16 protein-coding genes and 1 tRNA gene are annotated in these 16142 nt (G+C 26.3%); 5 read left to right on the top strand and 12 right to left on the bottom strand.

Going from position 1 to position 16142, the window contains the following annotated elements; all coding sequences use genetic code 11:
* Positions 1-438: a septum formation initiator family protein gene (locus tag Bmayo_RS03790; protein WP_075552392.1), complete on the bottom strand. Its 438-nt coding sequence runs from the start codon at positions 436-438 to the stop codon at positions 1-3.
* A 98-nt stretch (positions 439-536) separates the two neighbouring features.
* On the opposite strand from Bmayo_RS03790, the gene Bmayo_RS03795 reads away from it, so the two are divergent.
* Positions 537-1802 (top strand): hypothetical protein, encoded by a 1266-nt coding sequence (locus Bmayo_RS03795; RefSeq protein ID WP_075552393.1) that lies wholly within the window; start codon positions 537-539, stop codon positions 1800-1802.
* Positions 1803-2025: 223 nt separating this feature from the next.
* On the opposite strand, the gene Bmayo_RS03800 is transcribed toward Bmayo_RS03795, so the two are convergent.
* The 6 genes from Bmayo_RS03800 to Bmayo_RS03825 all read right to left on the bottom strand — a co-directional run bounded on the left by Bmayo_RS03800 (position 2026) and on the right by Bmayo_RS03825 (position 8452).
* Entirely contained in the window at positions 2026-3039 is a 1014-nt protein-coding gene (locus Bmayo_RS03800; protein WP_075552394.1) for a DUF4340 domain-containing protein, read from the bottom strand.
* A gap of 16 nt (positions 3040-3055) precedes the next feature.
* Positions 3056-4564, bottom strand: coding sequence for a GldG family protein (locus Bmayo_RS03805; RefSeq protein ID WP_075552395.1), 1509 nt, complete (start codon positions 4562-4564; stop codon positions 3056-3058).
* 4 nt (positions 4565-4568) lie between these two features.
* Positions 4569-5303, bottom strand: coding sequence for an ABC transporter permease (locus Bmayo_RS03810; RefSeq protein ID WP_075552396.1), 735 nt, complete (start codon positions 5301-5303; stop codon positions 4569-4571).
* Positions 5300-6229 carry an ABC transporter ATP-binding protein gene (locus Bmayo_RS03815; RefSeq protein WP_075552397.1) on the bottom strand — a complete coding sequence of 310 codons (930 nt, stop codon included), beginning with the start codon at positions 6227-6229 and terminating at the stop codon, positions 5300-5302. The genes Bmayo_RS03810 and Bmayo_RS03815 overlap by 4 nt, the downstream gene beginning before the upstream one ends.
* An 8-nt stretch (positions 6230-6237) precedes the next feature.
* The gene (locus Bmayo_RS03820; protein ID WP_075552398.1) at positions 6238-7197 is read right to left on the bottom strand and encodes a ribonuclease Z; all 960 of its coding nucleotides are present in this window, start codon (positions 7195-7197) and stop codon (positions 6238-6240) included.
* 187 nt (positions 7198-7384) lie between these two features.
* Positions 7385-8452 carry an NAD(P)/FAD-dependent oxidoreductase gene (locus Bmayo_RS03825; RefSeq protein WP_075552399.1) on the bottom strand — a complete coding sequence of 356 codons (1068 nt, stop codon included), beginning with the start codon at positions 8450-8452 and terminating at the stop codon, positions 7385-7387.
* Positions 8453-8651: 199 nt separating this feature from the next.
* Between Bmayo_RS03825 and Bmayo_RS03830 the strand changes: the two genes are divergently transcribed.
* The 3 genes from Bmayo_RS03830 to Bmayo_RS03840 all read left to right on the top strand — a co-directional run bounded on the left by Bmayo_RS03830 (position 8652) and on the right by Bmayo_RS03840 (position 10105).
* Complete coding sequence (locus Bmayo_RS03830) at positions 8652-9248, top strand: ATP-dependent Clp protease proteolytic subunit (protein ID WP_075552400.1); 597 nt, start codon at positions 8652-8654, stop codon at positions 9246-9248.
* Between the two features lie 46 nt (positions 9249-9294).
* Complete coding sequence (locus tag Bmayo_RS03835; RefSeq protein WP_075552506.1) at positions 9295-9954, top strand: hypothetical protein; 660 nt, start codon at positions 9295-9297, stop codon at positions 9952-9954.
* Between the two features lie 67 nt (positions 9955-10021).
* Positions 10022-10105, top strand: a tRNA-Leu gene (locus tag Bmayo_RS03840).
* A gap of 3 nt (positions 10106-10108) precedes the next feature.
* Here Bmayo_RS03840 and Bmayo_RS03845 read toward each other — a convergent pair.
* Together Bmayo_RS03845 and Bmayo_RS03850 are read right to left on the bottom strand one after the other, a co-directional pair.
* The gene (locus Bmayo_RS03845) at positions 10109-10969 is read right to left on the bottom strand and encodes a DUF368 domain-containing protein (RefSeq protein WP_075552401.1); all 861 of its coding nucleotides are present in this window, start codon (positions 10967-10969) and stop codon (positions 10109-10111) included.
* 38 nt (positions 10970-11007) lie between these two features.
* Positions 11008-11337 (bottom strand): nucleoside triphosphate pyrophosphohydrolase family protein, encoded by a 330-nt coding sequence (locus tag Bmayo_RS03850; protein ID WP_075552402.1) that lies wholly within the window; start codon positions 11335-11337, stop codon positions 11008-11010.
* 110 nt (positions 11338-11447) lie between these two features.
* Here Bmayo_RS03850 and Bmayo_RS03855 point away from each other — a divergent pair, with 110 nt between their 5' ends.
* Positions 11448-12335, top strand: coding sequence for a LysM peptidoglycan-binding domain-containing M23 family metallopeptidase (locus tag Bmayo_RS03855; RefSeq protein WP_075552403.1), 888 nt, complete (start codon positions 11448-11450; stop codon positions 12333-12335).
* Positions 12336-12581: 246 nt separating this feature from the next.
* Here Bmayo_RS03855 and Bmayo_RS03860 read toward each other — a convergent pair whose 3' ends face one another.
* From Bmayo_RS03860 to Bmayo_RS03870, 3 genes are read right to left on the bottom strand one after another with little or no spacing between them, the layout of a single operon-like run.
* Positions 12582-13940: a sigma-54-dependent transcriptional regulator gene (locus Bmayo_RS03860; protein WP_075552404.1), complete on the bottom strand. Its 1359-nt coding sequence runs from the start codon at positions 13938-13940 to the stop codon at positions 12582-12584.
* 2 nt (positions 13941-13942) lie between these two features.
* On the bottom strand, positions 13943-15091 hold the full coding sequence (locus tag Bmayo_RS03865) for a two-component system sensor histidine kinase NtrB (protein WP_075552405.1): 1149 nt from the start codon (positions 15089-15091) through the stop codon (positions 13943-13945).
* A complete protein-coding gene (locus Bmayo_RS03870) occupies positions 15088-16134 on the bottom strand; it encodes a DNA polymerase III delta subunit-related protein (protein WP_075552406.1) in 1047 nt (348 codons plus the stop codon). The genes Bmayo_RS03865 and Bmayo_RS03870 overlap by 4 nt, the downstream gene beginning before the upstream one ends.
* Positions 16135-16142: the final 8 nt, after the last annotated feature.

The following is a 16142-nucleotide window of genomic DNA, read 5'->3' on the forward strand; positions in this document are numbered from 1 at the left end:
TTAGAGTTTATTGCTTTTTGTAATTTTTTTGGTTTGGATAATGCAACTTGATAAAAAATAATAAATTAAACCTATTGCTATTGATATAAGGTAAAAATTTTGATTCTTGGAAAGGGGTTTTTGTAAAGTTAATATTTGCCCTTGGTTATATTGATCTATATTCTTGTTGATTTTTATTACTGTTGAGTTTTTTGGGTAGTAGCCCAATTTTTTTGCTTCTTTTAGAATTTCTGATTTAGATACTTGCAAGTTAATATATTTTGCTTTTAATTCTTCTTGAATTTCTTTTAGTTTTTCGATGTGATTTTTTATTAATGTTAAGTTGTTATCCAATTTTTGATAATTAACAAATCCTCTCTCTCCAAATATGGGAGCTATTATAAAGTAGCTTAGTATTCCTGAATAAAAAGAGATTGCAATTTTTTTATAAATAGTCATATAGCTTGTAATTATATTCTTAATATACTATATTTACAAGTAGTTAAAGTTGGTTTAGATTGTATTTCTATTGATTAGTTTTGGAGAGCAAGTTTGGCATGAAGGAAAGTATTTTTTTTATCAAAGAAGGTCCTAAGGAAGTTAATTTTGATATTGAAAAAGTATTTTTAAGAAGTGAGTCTGTTGATATTGTTTCTACAGCCTCAGATAATCTTAAAACTCTTTTAGATGAAAAGCTGTTAAAACTTGATAATATATTAAAAGAAAGGCACGGTGAGTTGATTAATTGTTTAAAGGACGTTGAGCTTCGTGTTGAGAGAGTTGAAAAAGAAATGCTTGATAATGGCCTTAAGTTTGTTCAAAGAGATTTTGTTGTTTCTGATTCTAAGGATTTTGAAAAAAAGCCATCTGAGATTGATGATTCTTTTTCTAAAAAAGAAGATAATTTGCCTAATATTTCTATTGGTCAAGAAGAATTAAATGCACTGCTTGAAGGTATCAATTATGCCCCAAAAGAAAGTGAAGAAGTTCATAACGATGTTAAATTTAATAGATATAAAGATTTGAATTTGACTAGCAATTTGCATGTGGCTGATAATTTTTCTAATAATTTTATTAAAAAAGAAGGTATTGATATTGGCAGTGATAATGTGCCCGTAGGAAATATGGAGTTAAATAATAATAATGATCATAATGAAAAATTAGAAAGTTTTGCTACAGAGTCAGATAAATATTTAGATTCTGTTGATAAAAATTTGGATAATAGTTCTTCTTTGGAATATAAAGTTCGTGGAGAAGATCACCATTCTATTGCTAATTGTGATAACTCTGAAAAATTGGAGGACTTTGTAGATAATAAACAACGGTTAGATTTAATTGATGAGAGTGTAAACATTGACCATGAGAATGGTGGTAATTGTTCGATTCTTGAGGACTCTGGTGAACGTTTTGAGTTGAAAGAATTTGATGACTTTGAAAATATTTTAAAAGAGGGCCTAGATTCTAAAGTTGCCGAGAGCTTTTTTCCTAATGATGGAGAGAAAAATTTGCATGATAATTTGATAGATGAAGCAGGTCAAGGCCAAAGCAATGATATTACTAATTGTGAAAAGCCTAGCTCTCAAAATATAAATAAGGATCCTTCTTTTTTAAATTTTAATGCTGTTGAAAAGGTTGTGAGCAAATTTAATGCTGAAGAATCTTTAAGTAATGTTGTGCTAAATAGCGATGAAAAAGCTATATTAATAAATTTTATTGATAGGATAGAAAGTGAGCTTGAGTTAAATCCTAATAGAAATATTTTTAAAATTAAACAAGAGTATGAAGTTTTAAAAAAAGTTAAATTTTTACTTACTAAAGGTTGAAAATCTACTCGTTTAAATTCTATTTTTTATAAAAATTCTTAAATTAATTTTTGATAGCTGGATGGGTTTTTTTGTTTTAACTTATTAATTTTAATTTAAAAGATAAACTTATCGTAAAGCTAAACAACATCTTATCTTTTGATAAAATGTTGTCTTTGCTAAGGTTACATTTTGATTATATTTATTTTTATATGTTTTATATGCTTTTTAATACATTGCAAGATTAATCTGCATTGATGTGATGTTCATTATGATCTTCTTGATTATCATTGCTAGAAATATTATCTTTTTCTATTAATTTTTTTTCTAAGTTAAATACATCAAAAAAAGTCCATTTGCTGGTCATGTAGTAATATTCATCTTTATCTTTTTTGATTAATATGTCTTTGTCATTTTCTTCGTTTTTATTAAAATAAATTTCAATATTGTTTACACTTTTATTGCTCCATTTGACTTCAATTTTGTATTGAAGTTTATAGTCATCTATTTTAGATTTATCAATTTCAAGCCCATCAGCTTTAAATTCAGCAATAATATTTAAAGGCCTTTCCTTTGTCATTTTTTGGTTATTTAAAAAATAAAGGCCATCTTTAGTGGTAATCTCATAGTTATTATTTATATTATTTTCATTTTCTTTGTTTAATTTTCTTATTATTTTGAATGATAAATTTTCTAATTTTGTGTTTTTTTCTTGGAACAAGGTAGTATCTGAGAATGTATTATAAGAATTCCCTTTATATGATAAGAAAATATTTTTTGTTAAGTAAACATTTTCGTCACTACCTTTGATGTATGCCAATCTTGAATCGCCTTCTCCCGATTTTCCAACAAAAATTTCTGTTAATAGCTTGTTATTATTGTCAAATAATTTGAAGCTTGGGATTTCCCCAATTCCTAGTTCTTTGTGTTTTTTTTGATCCCTACTTACAAGTTTATTTTTTTGAAGCTCATCTAATGCTTTGATTAGAGAGTTAACTTTTTTATTGTCGACAGGAATATTTTGTTTATTATATGTTAACATCCAATCTTTGCCAAGTTTTGTTAGTGTTCCTTCAAGCTCTGTTTCAATTTTAGAAATTAAATTCAAGTCAAAATCAAAAAATTTTTCTTCTAGAATCCTTGCTACTTTGTTTTCATTTGAAAAAATTATTCCCAATAAGAATGTAGATGTTAACACTATTATTATCAATATTTTTATATTTTCTTTATTGATTGAGAATATTTTTGGTTTTGTCATAAACACTCCTTTATTCTTAATTTGCTTTTCTTTTTCTAGTAAATCTAACAAGTCCAAATATTAATATTATTGTTGGAAGAATAATTAAGTTAACAATTATTAATGAAAACTTTGCATTGACCATTTCGTTTGAAGAGCTTGTAAATTTTAATTTAGCTCGTACTTCTCTAGACTTAATATTGAAAAATTCTTCCTTTTGCATTAAATAATCTGAAATTCTTCCTGATAGTTCAAAGTTTGATGGAGAACCGTTGTACATATAATCACTAAATATCATGCTTGATCCTGTTAGGATTATTTTAGAATTTTTGGAATATTGATCTTTATAAGGACTTTTAATTTTCCCTTCAATTACATATCCTAGTATTTTAACTTTATTCTCTTCAAATTTATTTGGAACTTCAAATGCATTCAAAGATATGTTTGAAAGATTAGGCTCTTTAACTTGCCATGATTGTTTAGAGCTTGCAAATAGAGGTAAAAATTTTACTTCTGCTTCATCTTTTTTTATAAGTTCTAATGAGCTGCTCCAAGGAATTGTAGCAGTATAAAAATTTTTCAGTAATGGCATGTCTTTTTTTACAATGTTGCTTTTGTCTATTAAGATCCATGGATAGTAAGTTTGAAAATTGCCACCTAAAAAGATTGTGGGTGCTCTTTTATCAAGAATAATATTATCATTGTATTTTATGCCATAACTTTCAAATAGATCAAATAGGTTGGATTTAATAGGAGTTATGCCATATGGATTTTGAGGATTGTAGTCAATTGCGCTTGTTGCAACAAATATTTTTCCATCATTAACAATAAAATCGTCAATTTTTTTTACAATCTCTTCATCAATTTCTTTAGCGCCAATAATGAATAATCCATTTATTTCTTTTCTTATGTCTTCTAATTTTTCAGTTTTTAAATCTATTTCTTTTATTTCAATTCCAAATGCTTTTTTCATTATTTCGGAAAAGTTTTTGTGTGCTTCTTTTAAAGTGCTGTCTCCAAAAGCAAGTCCTAGAACTTTTTTTGTATTGTTTATTAACTTGTCAAGCCCATTTGCAAGGTCATATTCTAAATTGCTGATTTCTGTTACAACCGGTATTACTTCTCTTTTGCCTTCATAAATAATTTCAATTCCTGAGTATATTTTGAGTATTGAGAGCTGATTAATATCTCTTAAGTCAATTTGCTGAGAAGGAATACCAATGTGCTCTAATGGTGTTGAAATTTTATCAGCATCAATTTCTTTATAAATTACCTTGCCTTTTGAGGCATCAGAAAAACTTATTAAAAAATTTTTTATTTGGTTTGGAAAAGCAAAATAGTTTTCAAGACTTCCTGAATTGTAGTATGTTATATATATTGTTTCATTTGCACTTGAGAACAAATTTTTTGTAACTTTAGATATTGTAAAAGCTTTGTGTTTTGTAAAGTCTATTTTAAAAATGAAAATAGATATATTACAAAAAATCAAAAGGATTATTGTAAGGTTTAAAGTTAGGTTTAAAACTTCATTTTCTTTATTTTTCATAAATTTATCTCCATTTTTTTAGTGTTATGCTGTATATGCTTAGTACGAGAAATGTGATTGTAAATGTAATAAAATAAATAAAGTCTGATAAGTTTAGTATGCCCATATTAAAATAGCTAAAGTGATTAGTTATTGAAATAAAATTAAGCATTTCCCCTATTATATTTTCTTTTCCAAAGATCATAACCAATTTTCCAGAAAATAGTATTAATATCAGTGTAAATACGGTTAGAATGTAAGAGACTATTTGACTTTTTGTAATAGAGGATATAAATGTTCCCATGCTTAGCACGGAAAGAGAATAAAGAATTATTCCTAGATATTGAAGCAAGATTATCCCAAGATCAAATTCGCCCATGAAAATTGTCATTATTGTAAGAGGTAAGGTAAGTGAGAATAATATTAAGGTAAATATTTTAAGCGTAATAAATTTACCCAAGACTATCTCTTGAGGGCTTAGTGGTAGAGCATAAAGAAGTTCAATGCTTCCTGTTTTATGTTCCTCTGAGAATACTCCCATGCTAAGTGCTGGCAGCACTAACATCAAAATAATAGGCATTGAAGAGAAATAAGAGGTAAGAGATGCATTGTCTTTAATAAAAAATCCTGATAAAAAAATAAATGAAAAGTTTATGAATATTAAAAAAAATAGCATTACAACGTATGCAGTTGGAGTTCCAAATAATATTTTTAGTTCTTTTTTAGAAAGCGACAAAGATTGCTTTAAATCTATTTTCATTTTTCTCTCTCCTTGGTTAATTTGCTAAATATCTTTTCAAGGCTTTCATGTTTTGGGATCATTGCTTTTAAGATTATATTATTTTTTACTATGTAGCTAAAGAGATCTTCTTCTGTTTTGCCTTGAGATAGTTTTAATAAAATATTTAAGTCTTTTTCGTGTTCTTCAAGTTGTATTAATGTAAAAATATCATTTTTGCTATTGAAAAAATTTTTTTCATTTTCAGATTTTTTTAGAACTATTAATTCTATTTCAATTTCTTTAAGTTTATTTTTAATAATATTTTCTTTTGTGTCATCAGCAACAATTGCTCCGTTGTTAATAATAATTATTCTTTTGCAAATAGATTCTACTTCGCTTAATATGTGTGAAGAAAATAATATTGTACTTTCTTTTGTAAGCTCTTTTAAGAATTCTTTAAATTCAATTATTTGATTTGGATCAAGACCGTTTGTTGGCTCATCAAGTATTACAAGTTTGGGATTGTTTATTAAAGCGCCAGCTATTCCTACTCTTTGTTTAAATCCTTTTGAAAGTTGAGAAATCAGCTTATCTTCAACTTCTTTTAATTTAAATATGCTTATTACTCTGTCAATTTCTTTTTTAAATTTTTTAACACCTTTTATTTCTGATATAAACTTTAAATATTCCTTAACAGAAAGCTCTGGATAAAGAGCTAGTTTTTCAGGAACATATCCTATTTGTTGTAGTATTTCTTTTGAATGCTCTACAATGTCTTTTCCAAAAATTTTTACATTACCTTTGCTTGGATAATGAAATGATGTTAAGATTTTGATCAATGTGGACTTTCCAGCTCCGTTTGGGCCAAGTATACCAAGCACTTCGCCTTCATCAACCTTAAAGCTAACATTAAATAGTGCTGTAAATGGTCCATACATTTTAGTAACTTTTTCTACATTTATCATATATCCTCCTATTTAATAATAAAGTTATTTTTATTTGCTTCAAGTATCATTCCATCTCTTGTTAAAAAAATTTCTCCATCGGGATATTCCAATTTTGCCTCCTTTAGTAAGTTTTCAAGATCTTTTCTTAATGTATATCTTTCGCTAAAATGAATAAGCCCTGTTTGTAAAACTTTTGCTTGCTTGACAATATTTGCAGCCCCACCAGCTGTTAAGTGAAGTTTTTTATCTGCTTCCTTTTTAAGCTCATTTTTAAATGTGCTCTCAATTATTACAAGGTTAAAATTTTTGATTTGCTGTATGAGTTCCTTAAAATAACCAGTATCTGTAATGTATGCAACTTTTAGTCCTTTTTTAGATTTTCCAAGTATTTCTGATGGCTTTATAATTTTCCCGTTTACCAATATTTCTTTTCCATCTTGTAAGGCTTTTCTAATAGGTCCTTTAGGAATATTTAACTCTTCTGCTTTTTCTGTATTGAATTTGCCAGGTTTATCTTTTTCTATAAATAAATATCCAACACATTCTATTGAATGTTTTAGTTTGGTGTATTCAATTTTTTTTGTTTTATCTTCATATATTATTTTTTCGGTTTTATCTATTATTATTTCTTTATAAATTATTTCATAGTTTTTATATATTTTAAGCATATCTATATTAGTTTTTGTATAGTTTTTTATTCCAACAGGTCCAGCGATTATTAATGGGTCTTTTCTTGTTTCTCCGCTTTGTGACATTAGCATCACTATTCCAAGTAGCCCTGTGATGTGATCAGCATGTAAGTGTGTAATACAAATCATTTTTATTTTTTGCCAAGATATTTTTTGTTTTCTTAAAGACATTTGAGTTCCTTCTCCACAATCGAATAAAAAATTATCTCCATTGTATTCTATTAGTATAGACGACAAATATCTATTATGGAGCGGTCTTGTTCCTCCAGTTCCTATAATGTTAATATTAAATCCCAAAGATTGTTCTCCTGGTTTGTTCTGAAAGTATTAATTTTAATTGCTTTGTTAAATCTTGCTTCACTTTTTAGTTTCTCTTTGGATAAGAATTATTTTAGCTTAACTTAAATATTATATTATTTTTTCCTGAATTTAGAAATATTAAGAGATAAAATCGCTTGTCAGCATGGATTTAAAAATTTTGATTTTAAGAATTATCCAAAATATTATGATATTTTTCATATCTTTTAATATTATAATGATTTGGAATTTTGTCAATTTTCTCAATATTATTAACCAATAAATTAGACAAGTATGGTGCCATCGATATACCTCTTGTTCCAAAACCATTTAATATGAAGATATTTTTATACTTAGGGTGTTCTCCTAAGAAAGGCTCTCTGTCAAGCGTTGAAGGCCTTATGTGTGCTTTTTGACCAATAACTTTGCATTTTAGATTTGTTATTTTTTTAAATTTTTCCAATAATTCTAATTTTGCCCATTCGTTTGTAAGTGTATTCCAAGTATTCCATTCGTAAGTGCCTCCAAGGTAAAATATATTGTCTTTTAGGTGAATTAAAGATACGTGTCTATTGTAAACTTCTTTAAAATTTAATTTTTTGCATTCTAATATAATGATTTCGCCTTTTGCAGGCTCAAATGGGAGATAAGAAAAAAATCCTTTGAGTTTTTCTTTATATCCTTTTGCAAATATTAATTTTTCAAATTTGAAATCTTCTATTTTGAAAAAACTTTCTCCAAGTTTAATTTTATTTTCGTCTATATTTTTGTTTATATATGATTTTGTTTTGATTAAATATTTTTTAATATTTTTTATATAGATTTTTGTATTAATCTTTGCGCCTTTTATTAGCATTCCGCCGTTAGAGTCATTTGAGAAATTGTAAATTTTTCCATCTTGTATTTTTAAAATAAAGTTTTTAATGTTTTTATCATTTTCAAGTTTATCAATCAGTTCATTTTTTTGATTTTTAGTAGTAAAGGGTCTAAAGATATTTTTTTCTATAAAAAAGTTGGATTTAGTGGTTTTTTCAATTTCTTGATAGTAGGTTTTTGCAAACTCAAAAATATGTGATTCTTTCCAGGCAATGTTCATTTTTCTACCCATAATAGGATTAATAAGTCCGCCTGCTACTATTGTTGCTTTTGTATCTTCATCATCAAAAAGAATTACTTTTTTATTTCTTTTAAGCAGTTCGTAAGTAACAGTACTTCCTGCTATTCCTCCCCCAATAACCGCAAATTCATGGTTCATTATAAGCTCCTTTTTGAATTTTACTTATTTATAAATTTAGAGTATTTTTTGACTTTAATGAAGTTTAATTAAAGATTTATTAGTCTTTTATTTTTCAGAAATTAAGTGTAATTGTTTAGTTTTTATGCTTTTTTATCATTTAAAAATCTTTTATTTTTAATTATAATATATCATTATGCTTTTGCATAAGGGATGTTTTATGACCGAGAAAGAATATAATGATGCTTATATTTCGCATGATAAATCATTGAAATTGGTTTTAAAGAGCAGATCAATAGTTATTGCTGGTGAGATTACTAAGGATGTTTCTAGGCTTTTTCAGGAAAAAATATTATTGTTAGAGGCTTTAGATTTTAAAAAGCCCATATTTGTGTACATTGATTCAGAAGGGGGAGATATTGATGCTGGATTTGCTATTTTTAATATGATTCGTTTTGTTAAGCCTAAAGTTTTTACAGTTGGAGTAGGGCTTGTTGCTAGTGCTGCTGCTTTAATTTTTTTGGCTGCAAAATTAGAAAATAGATTTTCACTACCTTTTGCCAGGTATTTGTTGCACCAACCCTTGAGTGGATTTAAAGGAGTTGCTACAGATATTGAGATTTACACTAATGAGTTAAATAAAGTTAAAAAAGAACTTAATAATATTATTTCAAAAGAAACAGGTCAAAAGATTTCTAAAATAGAAAAGGATACTGATAGAGATTTTTGGTTAGACAGTGGCGCTGCAAAAAAGTATGGACTTGTATTTGAAGTTGTTGAGACAAAATGTCAGCTTGAAAAGTTTATTTCTGCTTAGTGTTTTATTTTTTTCCTGCAATTTTGTAGATACAGATTTTAGTGTTTTGGAGCTTAAGGTTGCAAATTTTAATTTAAATGATAATTCTTCTCAAGAGTTATTGGATTCTGCTTATAATATTCTAAATCAAAGCTTTGATTTAATAATTATTAAGAACCTTGAGAATAAAAATGTACTTGATTTAATTAATAATAGAATTTTACTTAAAACTTTTAAGAATGCTTATTTTATTGATCAAGGGAATGAACTTTCTGTTAGCATTCTTTCTAAGCGCCAAATAAATATTAAAGTTTTAAGCGTAATGCAAGATTCTTGCGATTCAAAATTAGGATTGCTTGTGGATTTTAAATTTAAGGGTAATCACTATGGTATTGTTATTTATAATTTAAGCAATGATTTTATTAAAAATCCTACTAGTTTGCAAATTAGTGAGCAAATTTTATATTTAAAAGCCCAAATAGATAAATTAATGTTTATTTTAGATGAATCTGAATTTGTTATTTTTGATTTATTAATCAAAAATGGATTTTTTAGCTTAATAAATGATTCAGATAATATTCCAATGTTAGCAAATAAAATTGATTTTAGAGTTTTTTCTAATTTTTTTGCTAAGGTTTCTTTAAATTCATTTATGTTTGTAATTACAGATTATTTGCATAGCAATTATGTTATTGAGAATTTTCCTCAAAAAATAGTTATCAATTGATTTTTTATATTTATTTTCTTATTTAACTTGACATTGCAATATATTATTATTTATTATATTATTCTATGCCGAAGTGGTGGAATTGGTAGACACACAGGACTTAAAATCCTGAGGAGGAAGCTCCGTACCGGTTCAAGTCCGGTCTTCGGTATTTTTAAATTTTATATTTCTCAGCCAATTTTTTGTTTATAAGCATTCCCATTATAAATGACATTCCTAAAGATGTAAAAGATGTAAAGCTGATTTTAAAGTTCAATTTTAATACGATCAATATCATTTGTAGAATTGATCCAAAAATTAATCCTTTTGATAAATAAATAAAATTATTTAAGTGATTATCTATTATTTTCTTTATTATTAGTATTGATGTAACTATTCCTATTGTTGCAGCTGTTGCAAATATTGTAATAAGAGTAATGTTAAATTCGGATATAATAAGTATTATTTCTTTGTAAAAACCAAGTAGCAAAAGCATCGCAGATCCGGAGATTCCTGGCAAGATCATTGATGCTCCGCTTATTGTTCCGGAGGATATTAATAATAAGTAATATTTTATTGAGTTTTTGTTTTTGGGTATTGTACTTTGCAATTGTATGTTAGATTCTTTGATTATTAAGAAAAGTACAATAATAGTCATGCCAATGAAAAACAACAAAGTATTTAATATTTTTGTATTACTATTTATTTCTTTTATAGATATTTCTGTTTTTAGTGTTAGTATATTTCCAAATGTTAATCCTATGAAAAATACTATTAGTAGTGCTTCTGTTATTCCATTGTCAAAAGCATAAGCTTTAAATATTTTTGCAGCCAATAATATTGAGGTTAACATTCCTGTTGCCAAAATAGTTAAAAACATTAAATTTTTTTTAATTTCTGTGAGTTTTAAGATTTCTGAGATAGAGTTTATTATTTTGTAATAAATTTTTAATATTAAAGCTAGCGTTCCCCCAGAAACTCCTGGGATTATGTTTGCAATTCCAAGTAAAATTCCCTTGAGATAAATATTAAGCATTTTTATTTTTAGACTTTAAGTATTTTCAATTTAAAGCTCTATCTGTCATCACCTTCGCCATTTATTGTTCCATTTTCATGTCGCTTTTGTATTTTTTTTAGGTTTGTAAGGGCAACATCTTCAAGCGTAATGCCTAAATTGTTACTTAAACTTGATAAGTACCATAATACGTCTCCAAGCTCTTTTTTAATTGATATTAAATACTCATCATCAATAATGTAATTTTTATCTCTTCCTAGTTTTTTTATTTTTTCAACAACTTCTCCAGTTTCACCAGCAAGACCAAGTGTTGTTAAAATTAATTCTTCTTTTTTATTTTTGTATTTAGCAGTTTTTTTTGCTCTTTCTTGGTATTCGTTTAGCTCCATGTTGAGAGACAGTTTATTACAGTTTGTTATTATTTACAAGTCCAAACATGATTTATTTTTTTTATGTTTTTTATTATATTTGACTAGTTAATCGTAAAAGAATTTGTAGTATGAGTAAAACTTTTTTGTTATTTAGGGTAGCTTTCTTTTTTTTTAAAATAATTTGTGTTTTTTCTTATCCAGAAATAAAAAATTTTTCAAGAAAAGATCCTATTTTTTCTGATCTTAAAATTAAAGTTTTAAAATATAACAAAAAACAGCATATTCCCCTGTTTTTTTACGTGTATAAAGTAAAAAAAGGAGATACTTTTTTTAAAATTGCTAATAAAATAAATGGATGGCAGTTTGGTATTGCTACTGTTAATTTATTAGATTCTCCTGTTGTGAGTGTTGGGCAAGAGATTCTTATTCCTAGCAAAAAAGGAGTTTTTGTTTTTGATAGTAAGGATTATAGGTTTAATAATTTGCTTTTAGCAACAAGAGATCTTACTAAGGCTGAAAAAGTAAAAATTAAAAGAAATGACAAAGTTTATGAGTTTTATTTTTTTGATTTTATCAAGAATCCAGATTTTGGGCTTTTTTCAGGCACAGAGCTACTTTTTTTTTTAAATACCAACTTTATTTTCCCTTTAAAAAAATTTATTGTTAGTTCTGATTTTGGATTTAGAAATGATCCTTTCACCGGTAATAAAAGTTTTCATACGGGAATAGATCTTGCAGCTCCAATGAATACGGAAGTGTATTCCTCTTCTTCTGGAATAGTTATTAAAGTTGGATACAATGATCTTTATGGTAATTTTGTTGTAGTTGGTCACAAAAATAATATCAAATCTCTTTATGGTCATTTAAATTCGTATTCTGTAAAGATGGGGGATTTTGTTAAATCGGGTGAATTTATTGGAAGAGTGGGGCAAACGGGGCGTTCAACAGGCCCTCATTTGCACTTTGAAATATTAAAAAAAAATATTCCCATTAATCCATTAAAGTTTTTAAAGTAAGGCTAGCTACAAGCCAGTTAAATATATAATATTATCAAATTGTATTGATTATTAATCAATAATGATGTATAATTATTCTTTCTATAAAAATATTTTTACACTTTTGCACCAAGATTTTAAAAGAAAGTGTTTCATTTTAATATAATTATTGGCATTAAAAAATTTTTTGGTTTCAAAACTATACATTTAATTTAAAGCAATATTATTTTTTTGTATTGATTATAATTTTATAATTTAAAATAAATTTTATTGATCAATGTTATATTCGATTATTTTATTGTGCAAAGTTTTTCTTCCTATTTTTAGTATTTCGGCGCATTTACTCTTGTTGTTTTTAGAATGAAAAAGAGTTTGTTTTATTATTTCTTTTTCAGCCTCTTTAAGGCTGATTCCTATTGGTAGTGTTATTTTAAATATAAGATTTTCATTATTTTTGATTTTTGCCGGTAAATCTTCTTTAGTGATTTGTTTGCCTTTTGATAATATTAATGCGCTTTCAAGTACATTTTTCAATTCTCTAATATTTCCTGGCCAATCGTAATAATAGAGAGCTTTCATTGCATCATTAGAAAGAGTTTTTTCTTCTCTATTGTTTTCTTTTGCAACTTCTTTTATTAGTATGTTTGTTAAATGGGATATATCATCTTTTCTTTCTCTTAAAGGTGGTATATTTATATTAATGATATTTAATCTATAAAATAAATCTTCTCTAAATTTTTCCTTTTTAATTTCCTCTTCAATGTTTTTGTTAGTTGCAGCCAGAAGCCTGATGTCAACTTTAATTGTAGTTTCTCCACCAACACGCTCAAAGGTTTTGTTTTGCAGTACTCTTAAAAGTTTAACTTGAATTTCAGGTGAAATTTCTGCTATCTCATCAAGAAAAATTGTGCCCTTGTTTGCAAGCTCAAATCTGCCTTTTTTTTGGGAAATTGCGCCAGTAAATGCTCCTTTTTCATGGCCAAAAAGCTCGCTTTCAAGGATGCTTTCAGAAAGTGCAGCGCAATTTACTTTTATAAATGGTTTGTCATTTCTATTTGAAAGATCAAAAATAGCATCGGCTATTATTTCTTTACCAACACCGCTTTCGCCCGTTATAAGAACAGATGCATTTGATTTTGCTATTTTTATTACAAGTTCAAAAATTTTTTGTATTAATAATGATTTTCCCATGATTTTTTCATAGTATTTTAGGTCTTTTCTTATTAGTATATTTTCTAAGTTGGCATTTTCGGCATCGTTATTTTCTTTTTTATTTAACGATCTTTTTATTATTAGTAAAAGTCTTTCAAGGTCTAAGGGTTTTATTAAAAAATCGTAAGCACCCTCTCTCATTGCATCTACAGCAGAATCAACTGTTCCGTGGGCCGTTAGAATAATAAAAGGTATTTCTAAGTTTTTTTCTTTAACTATTTTGAGCAATTTTTCTCCAGATATATGAGGCATTCTCAGGTCAGATATTATTACATCAAGATTTTCATTTTCAATTGTTTCAAGAGCCTCTTCTCCGTCACTAGCAGTGAAAACAAAATATCCTTCATCCTCAAGATAAGTAGCAATTCCTTCTCTAATATTCTTTTCATCATCAGCTACAAGTATTTTGCTCATTTTCAATACCCTTCAATTAAAATATTTTTTTTATTTAGTTTAGGAAGTGTAATTGTAAAAATAGTGCCTTTGCCTTCTTTGCTTTCCATAAAAATTTCACCTCCAAGCTCTTTTATTATTTTATAAGAAATGGTAAGTCCTATTCCACTTCCTTTTTCTTTTGTGCTAAATTGAGGTTTAAATATTTCCTCTTTGACTTCATCTTTTATTCCGCTTCCATTATCTTTTATATTGATATGTATTTTATTGTCTTTTTCGAAAAGAAAAATTTCTATTTTTTTTAGTTCTTTTTTTGTTTCAAGTAGTTCTTCTTCTGCGTTTTTAACGATGTTTATAATAACTTGTTTTAATAGTTTCTCATCAATGAGGATATTGCTTGTTTTATTTAAATTGAGTAACAGTTTTATGTTTTTGTTTTCTAATTCAGGATTTAACAATTCGCATACACTGCCTATTACTTGTTTAATGTCTTTTTCTTGTAAGTTGATTTTTATTGGTCTGACAGTTAATAAAAATTCTGTTACTATTTTATCTACTCTGTTTATTTCTTCTTTTATTACTTTAAAGTAATTTTCAGCTTTGCCATTTTTTATTTTTTGTTTTTCAATCTCCTTTTTTAGCAGTTGTAAATTTATATCGATTGCTCCAAGCGGGTTTTTGATTTCATGAGCAATATTTCTTGCATGTCTTGTAAAAGAGGCCAAAGCTTCAACTCTTCTAAATAGTTCTTCTTGTTTCTTTTTCTCTTTAATATCTTCGATTAAAATAATATTGCCTTCAAGTTTTTTTTCTTTTACATAAGGCATAAATGAAATTTTAATATATATATTGTTTGAGATTGGAACTTCTAATCCTATTATTTTATCTTCTGTTCTAACTAGTTCTTTTATTAAATTTATTAAGATTGGAATTTGAATATCATCAAGAATTTCTATTTTTGATTTAGATGTTAATGCTAAAATTTGGTATAAAATTTTGTTTGAATAGATTATGTTGTTTTGTTTGTCAAGTACAATGATTCCTTCATTAATTGATGCAAATATTCCATCATATATTTCTATTTTTTTGTAAATTTGTTCGATAAATTTAGTTTTTTGCTCATTAGATAATTTGTTTAGCTTTGTTAAAGCTTTTTTAAAAAAATTATTCATATCTCCTCATAATTTAGCATCAAGTTTTCTATTATTAATTTTTTATTTTGATTATAGGGGCGATATTTGTAAATATTTTTCAAATGTTCTGTGTATTTTAGATATTGATTAATATCTATTTTGCTTTCTAAAAAATCTTTTCTAATGTTAATTGCAAGTTCGTTTAAAAATATTTTAAAGCTTTGATCATCTTTTATAAAATCGATTTCTTCAAGATTTAATATAGATTTTTTTTCTTTTATTATATTTAGAATTTTTATTAATTCTTTTTTTATTTTTTTGCTTTCTTCTTTGTAAAATGAGGCAAAATACTCCTCAATTGTTATATCTTTATTTATTAGAAAGCTTTCTTTGAATCTTTGAATTTCTAAGCTTCTTTCTGGTTTTGTGAAATTGTAGACTCTAAGTCTTGAAAGTATTGTTTTTGGAATTTTGTTTTTATTTCTTGCTGATAAGATAAAGTAAATATTTGAAGGAGGCTCTTCTAGTATTTTTAAAAGTGAATTGTGCACGTTAAATGATAAATTTTCAATTTCGTTTATGTATATTACCTTTGGTTTTTCTTTTTCAGAAAAAATCCAAGTTTGAATTTTTTTTACATCATAAACAGTAATACTATGATTTAACTCTTTGTTTATATTTTCTATATTTTTTATAAGCTCATTTTTTATGTTTTCATTGTATTCTTTTTCATAATAAACAGAATTAATGTAGTTGATATTTTTCTGTATTTTTTTCAAATTTTTTTCATTGCTGAAATAATATTTGGTAAAAATTACAGTTTTAATGTATTCTAAGTATTTATTTACTCTCTTGTGTGAATTTATAGAAAGATGCGCTTTTGCTTCTACTGTGTCAAGATTTGAGAAAATGAGCAAATTGGGGTTTGTTAAATTTTTTCCGTTTAATATTTTTTTTGCAAGCTCAATTGCGCTAATCTTTTTTGATGAAAATTTTTCTCCTAGTAAAAGAATTGCATTTGGCAATATTTTTTGATCATATGCGCTTATTATGTCTTTGGCAATCTCTGGAAGCACTGTCATTATTGGTT

It is taken from the genome of Borreliella mayonii, from assembly GCF_001945665.1.
GTDB lineage: Bacteria > Spirochaetota > Spirochaetia > Borreliales > Borreliaceae > Borreliella > Borreliella mayonii.

Coding starts and splice junctions, on each gene's coding strand:
- Bmayo_RS03795 (WP_075552393.1), top strand. CDS start 537: ATGAAGGAAAGTATTTTTTTTATCAAAGAAGGTCCTAAGGAAGTTAAT.
- Bmayo_RS03860 (WP_075552404.1), bottom strand. CDS start 13,940: ATGAGCAAAATACTTGTAGCTGATGATGAAAAGAATATTAGAGAAGGA.
- Bmayo_RS03805 (WP_075552395.1), bottom strand. CDS start 4,564: ATGAAAAATAAAGAAAATGAAGTTTTAAACCTAACTTTAAACCTTACA.
- Bmayo_RS03850 (WP_075552402.1), bottom strand. CDS start 11,337: ATGGAGCTAAACGAATACCAAGAAAGAGCAAAAAAAACTGCTAAATAC.
- Bmayo_RS03800 (WP_075552394.1), bottom strand. CDS start 3,039: ATGACAAAACCAAAAATATTCTCAATCAATAAAGAAAATATAAAAATA.
- Bmayo_RS03845 (WP_075552401.1), bottom strand. CDS start 10,969: ATGCTTAATATTTATCTCAAGGGAATTTTACTTGGAATTGCAAACATA.
- Bmayo_RS03855 (WP_075552403.1), top strand. CDS start 11,448: ATGAGTAAAACTTTTTTGTTATTTAGGGTAGCTTTCTTTTTTTTTAAA.
- Bmayo_RS03810 (WP_075552396.1), bottom strand. CDS start 5,303: ATGAAAATAGATTTAAAGCAATCTTTGTCGCTTTCTAAAAAAGAACTA.
- Bmayo_RS03830 (WP_075552400.1), top strand. CDS start 8,652: ATGACCGAGAAAGAATATAATGATGCTTATATTTCGCATGATAAATCA.
- Bmayo_RS03825 (WP_075552399.1), bottom strand. CDS start 8,452: ATGAACCATGAATTTGCGGTTATTGGGGGAGGAATAGCAGGAAGTACT.
- Bmayo_RS03815 (WP_075552397.1), bottom strand. CDS start 6,229: ATGATAAATGTAGAAAAAGTTACTAAAATGTATGGACCATTTACAGCA.
- Bmayo_RS03865 (WP_075552405.1), bottom strand. CDS start 15,091: ATGAATAATTTTTTTAAAAAAGCTTTAACAAAGCTAAACAAATTATCT.
- Bmayo_RS03790 (WP_075552392.1), bottom strand. CDS start 438: ATGACTATTTATAAAAAAATTGCAATCTCTTTTTATTCAGGAATACTA.
- Bmayo_RS03870 (WP_075552406.1), bottom strand. CDS start 16,134: ATGACAGTGCTTCCAGAGATTGCCAAAGACATAATAAGCGCATATGAT.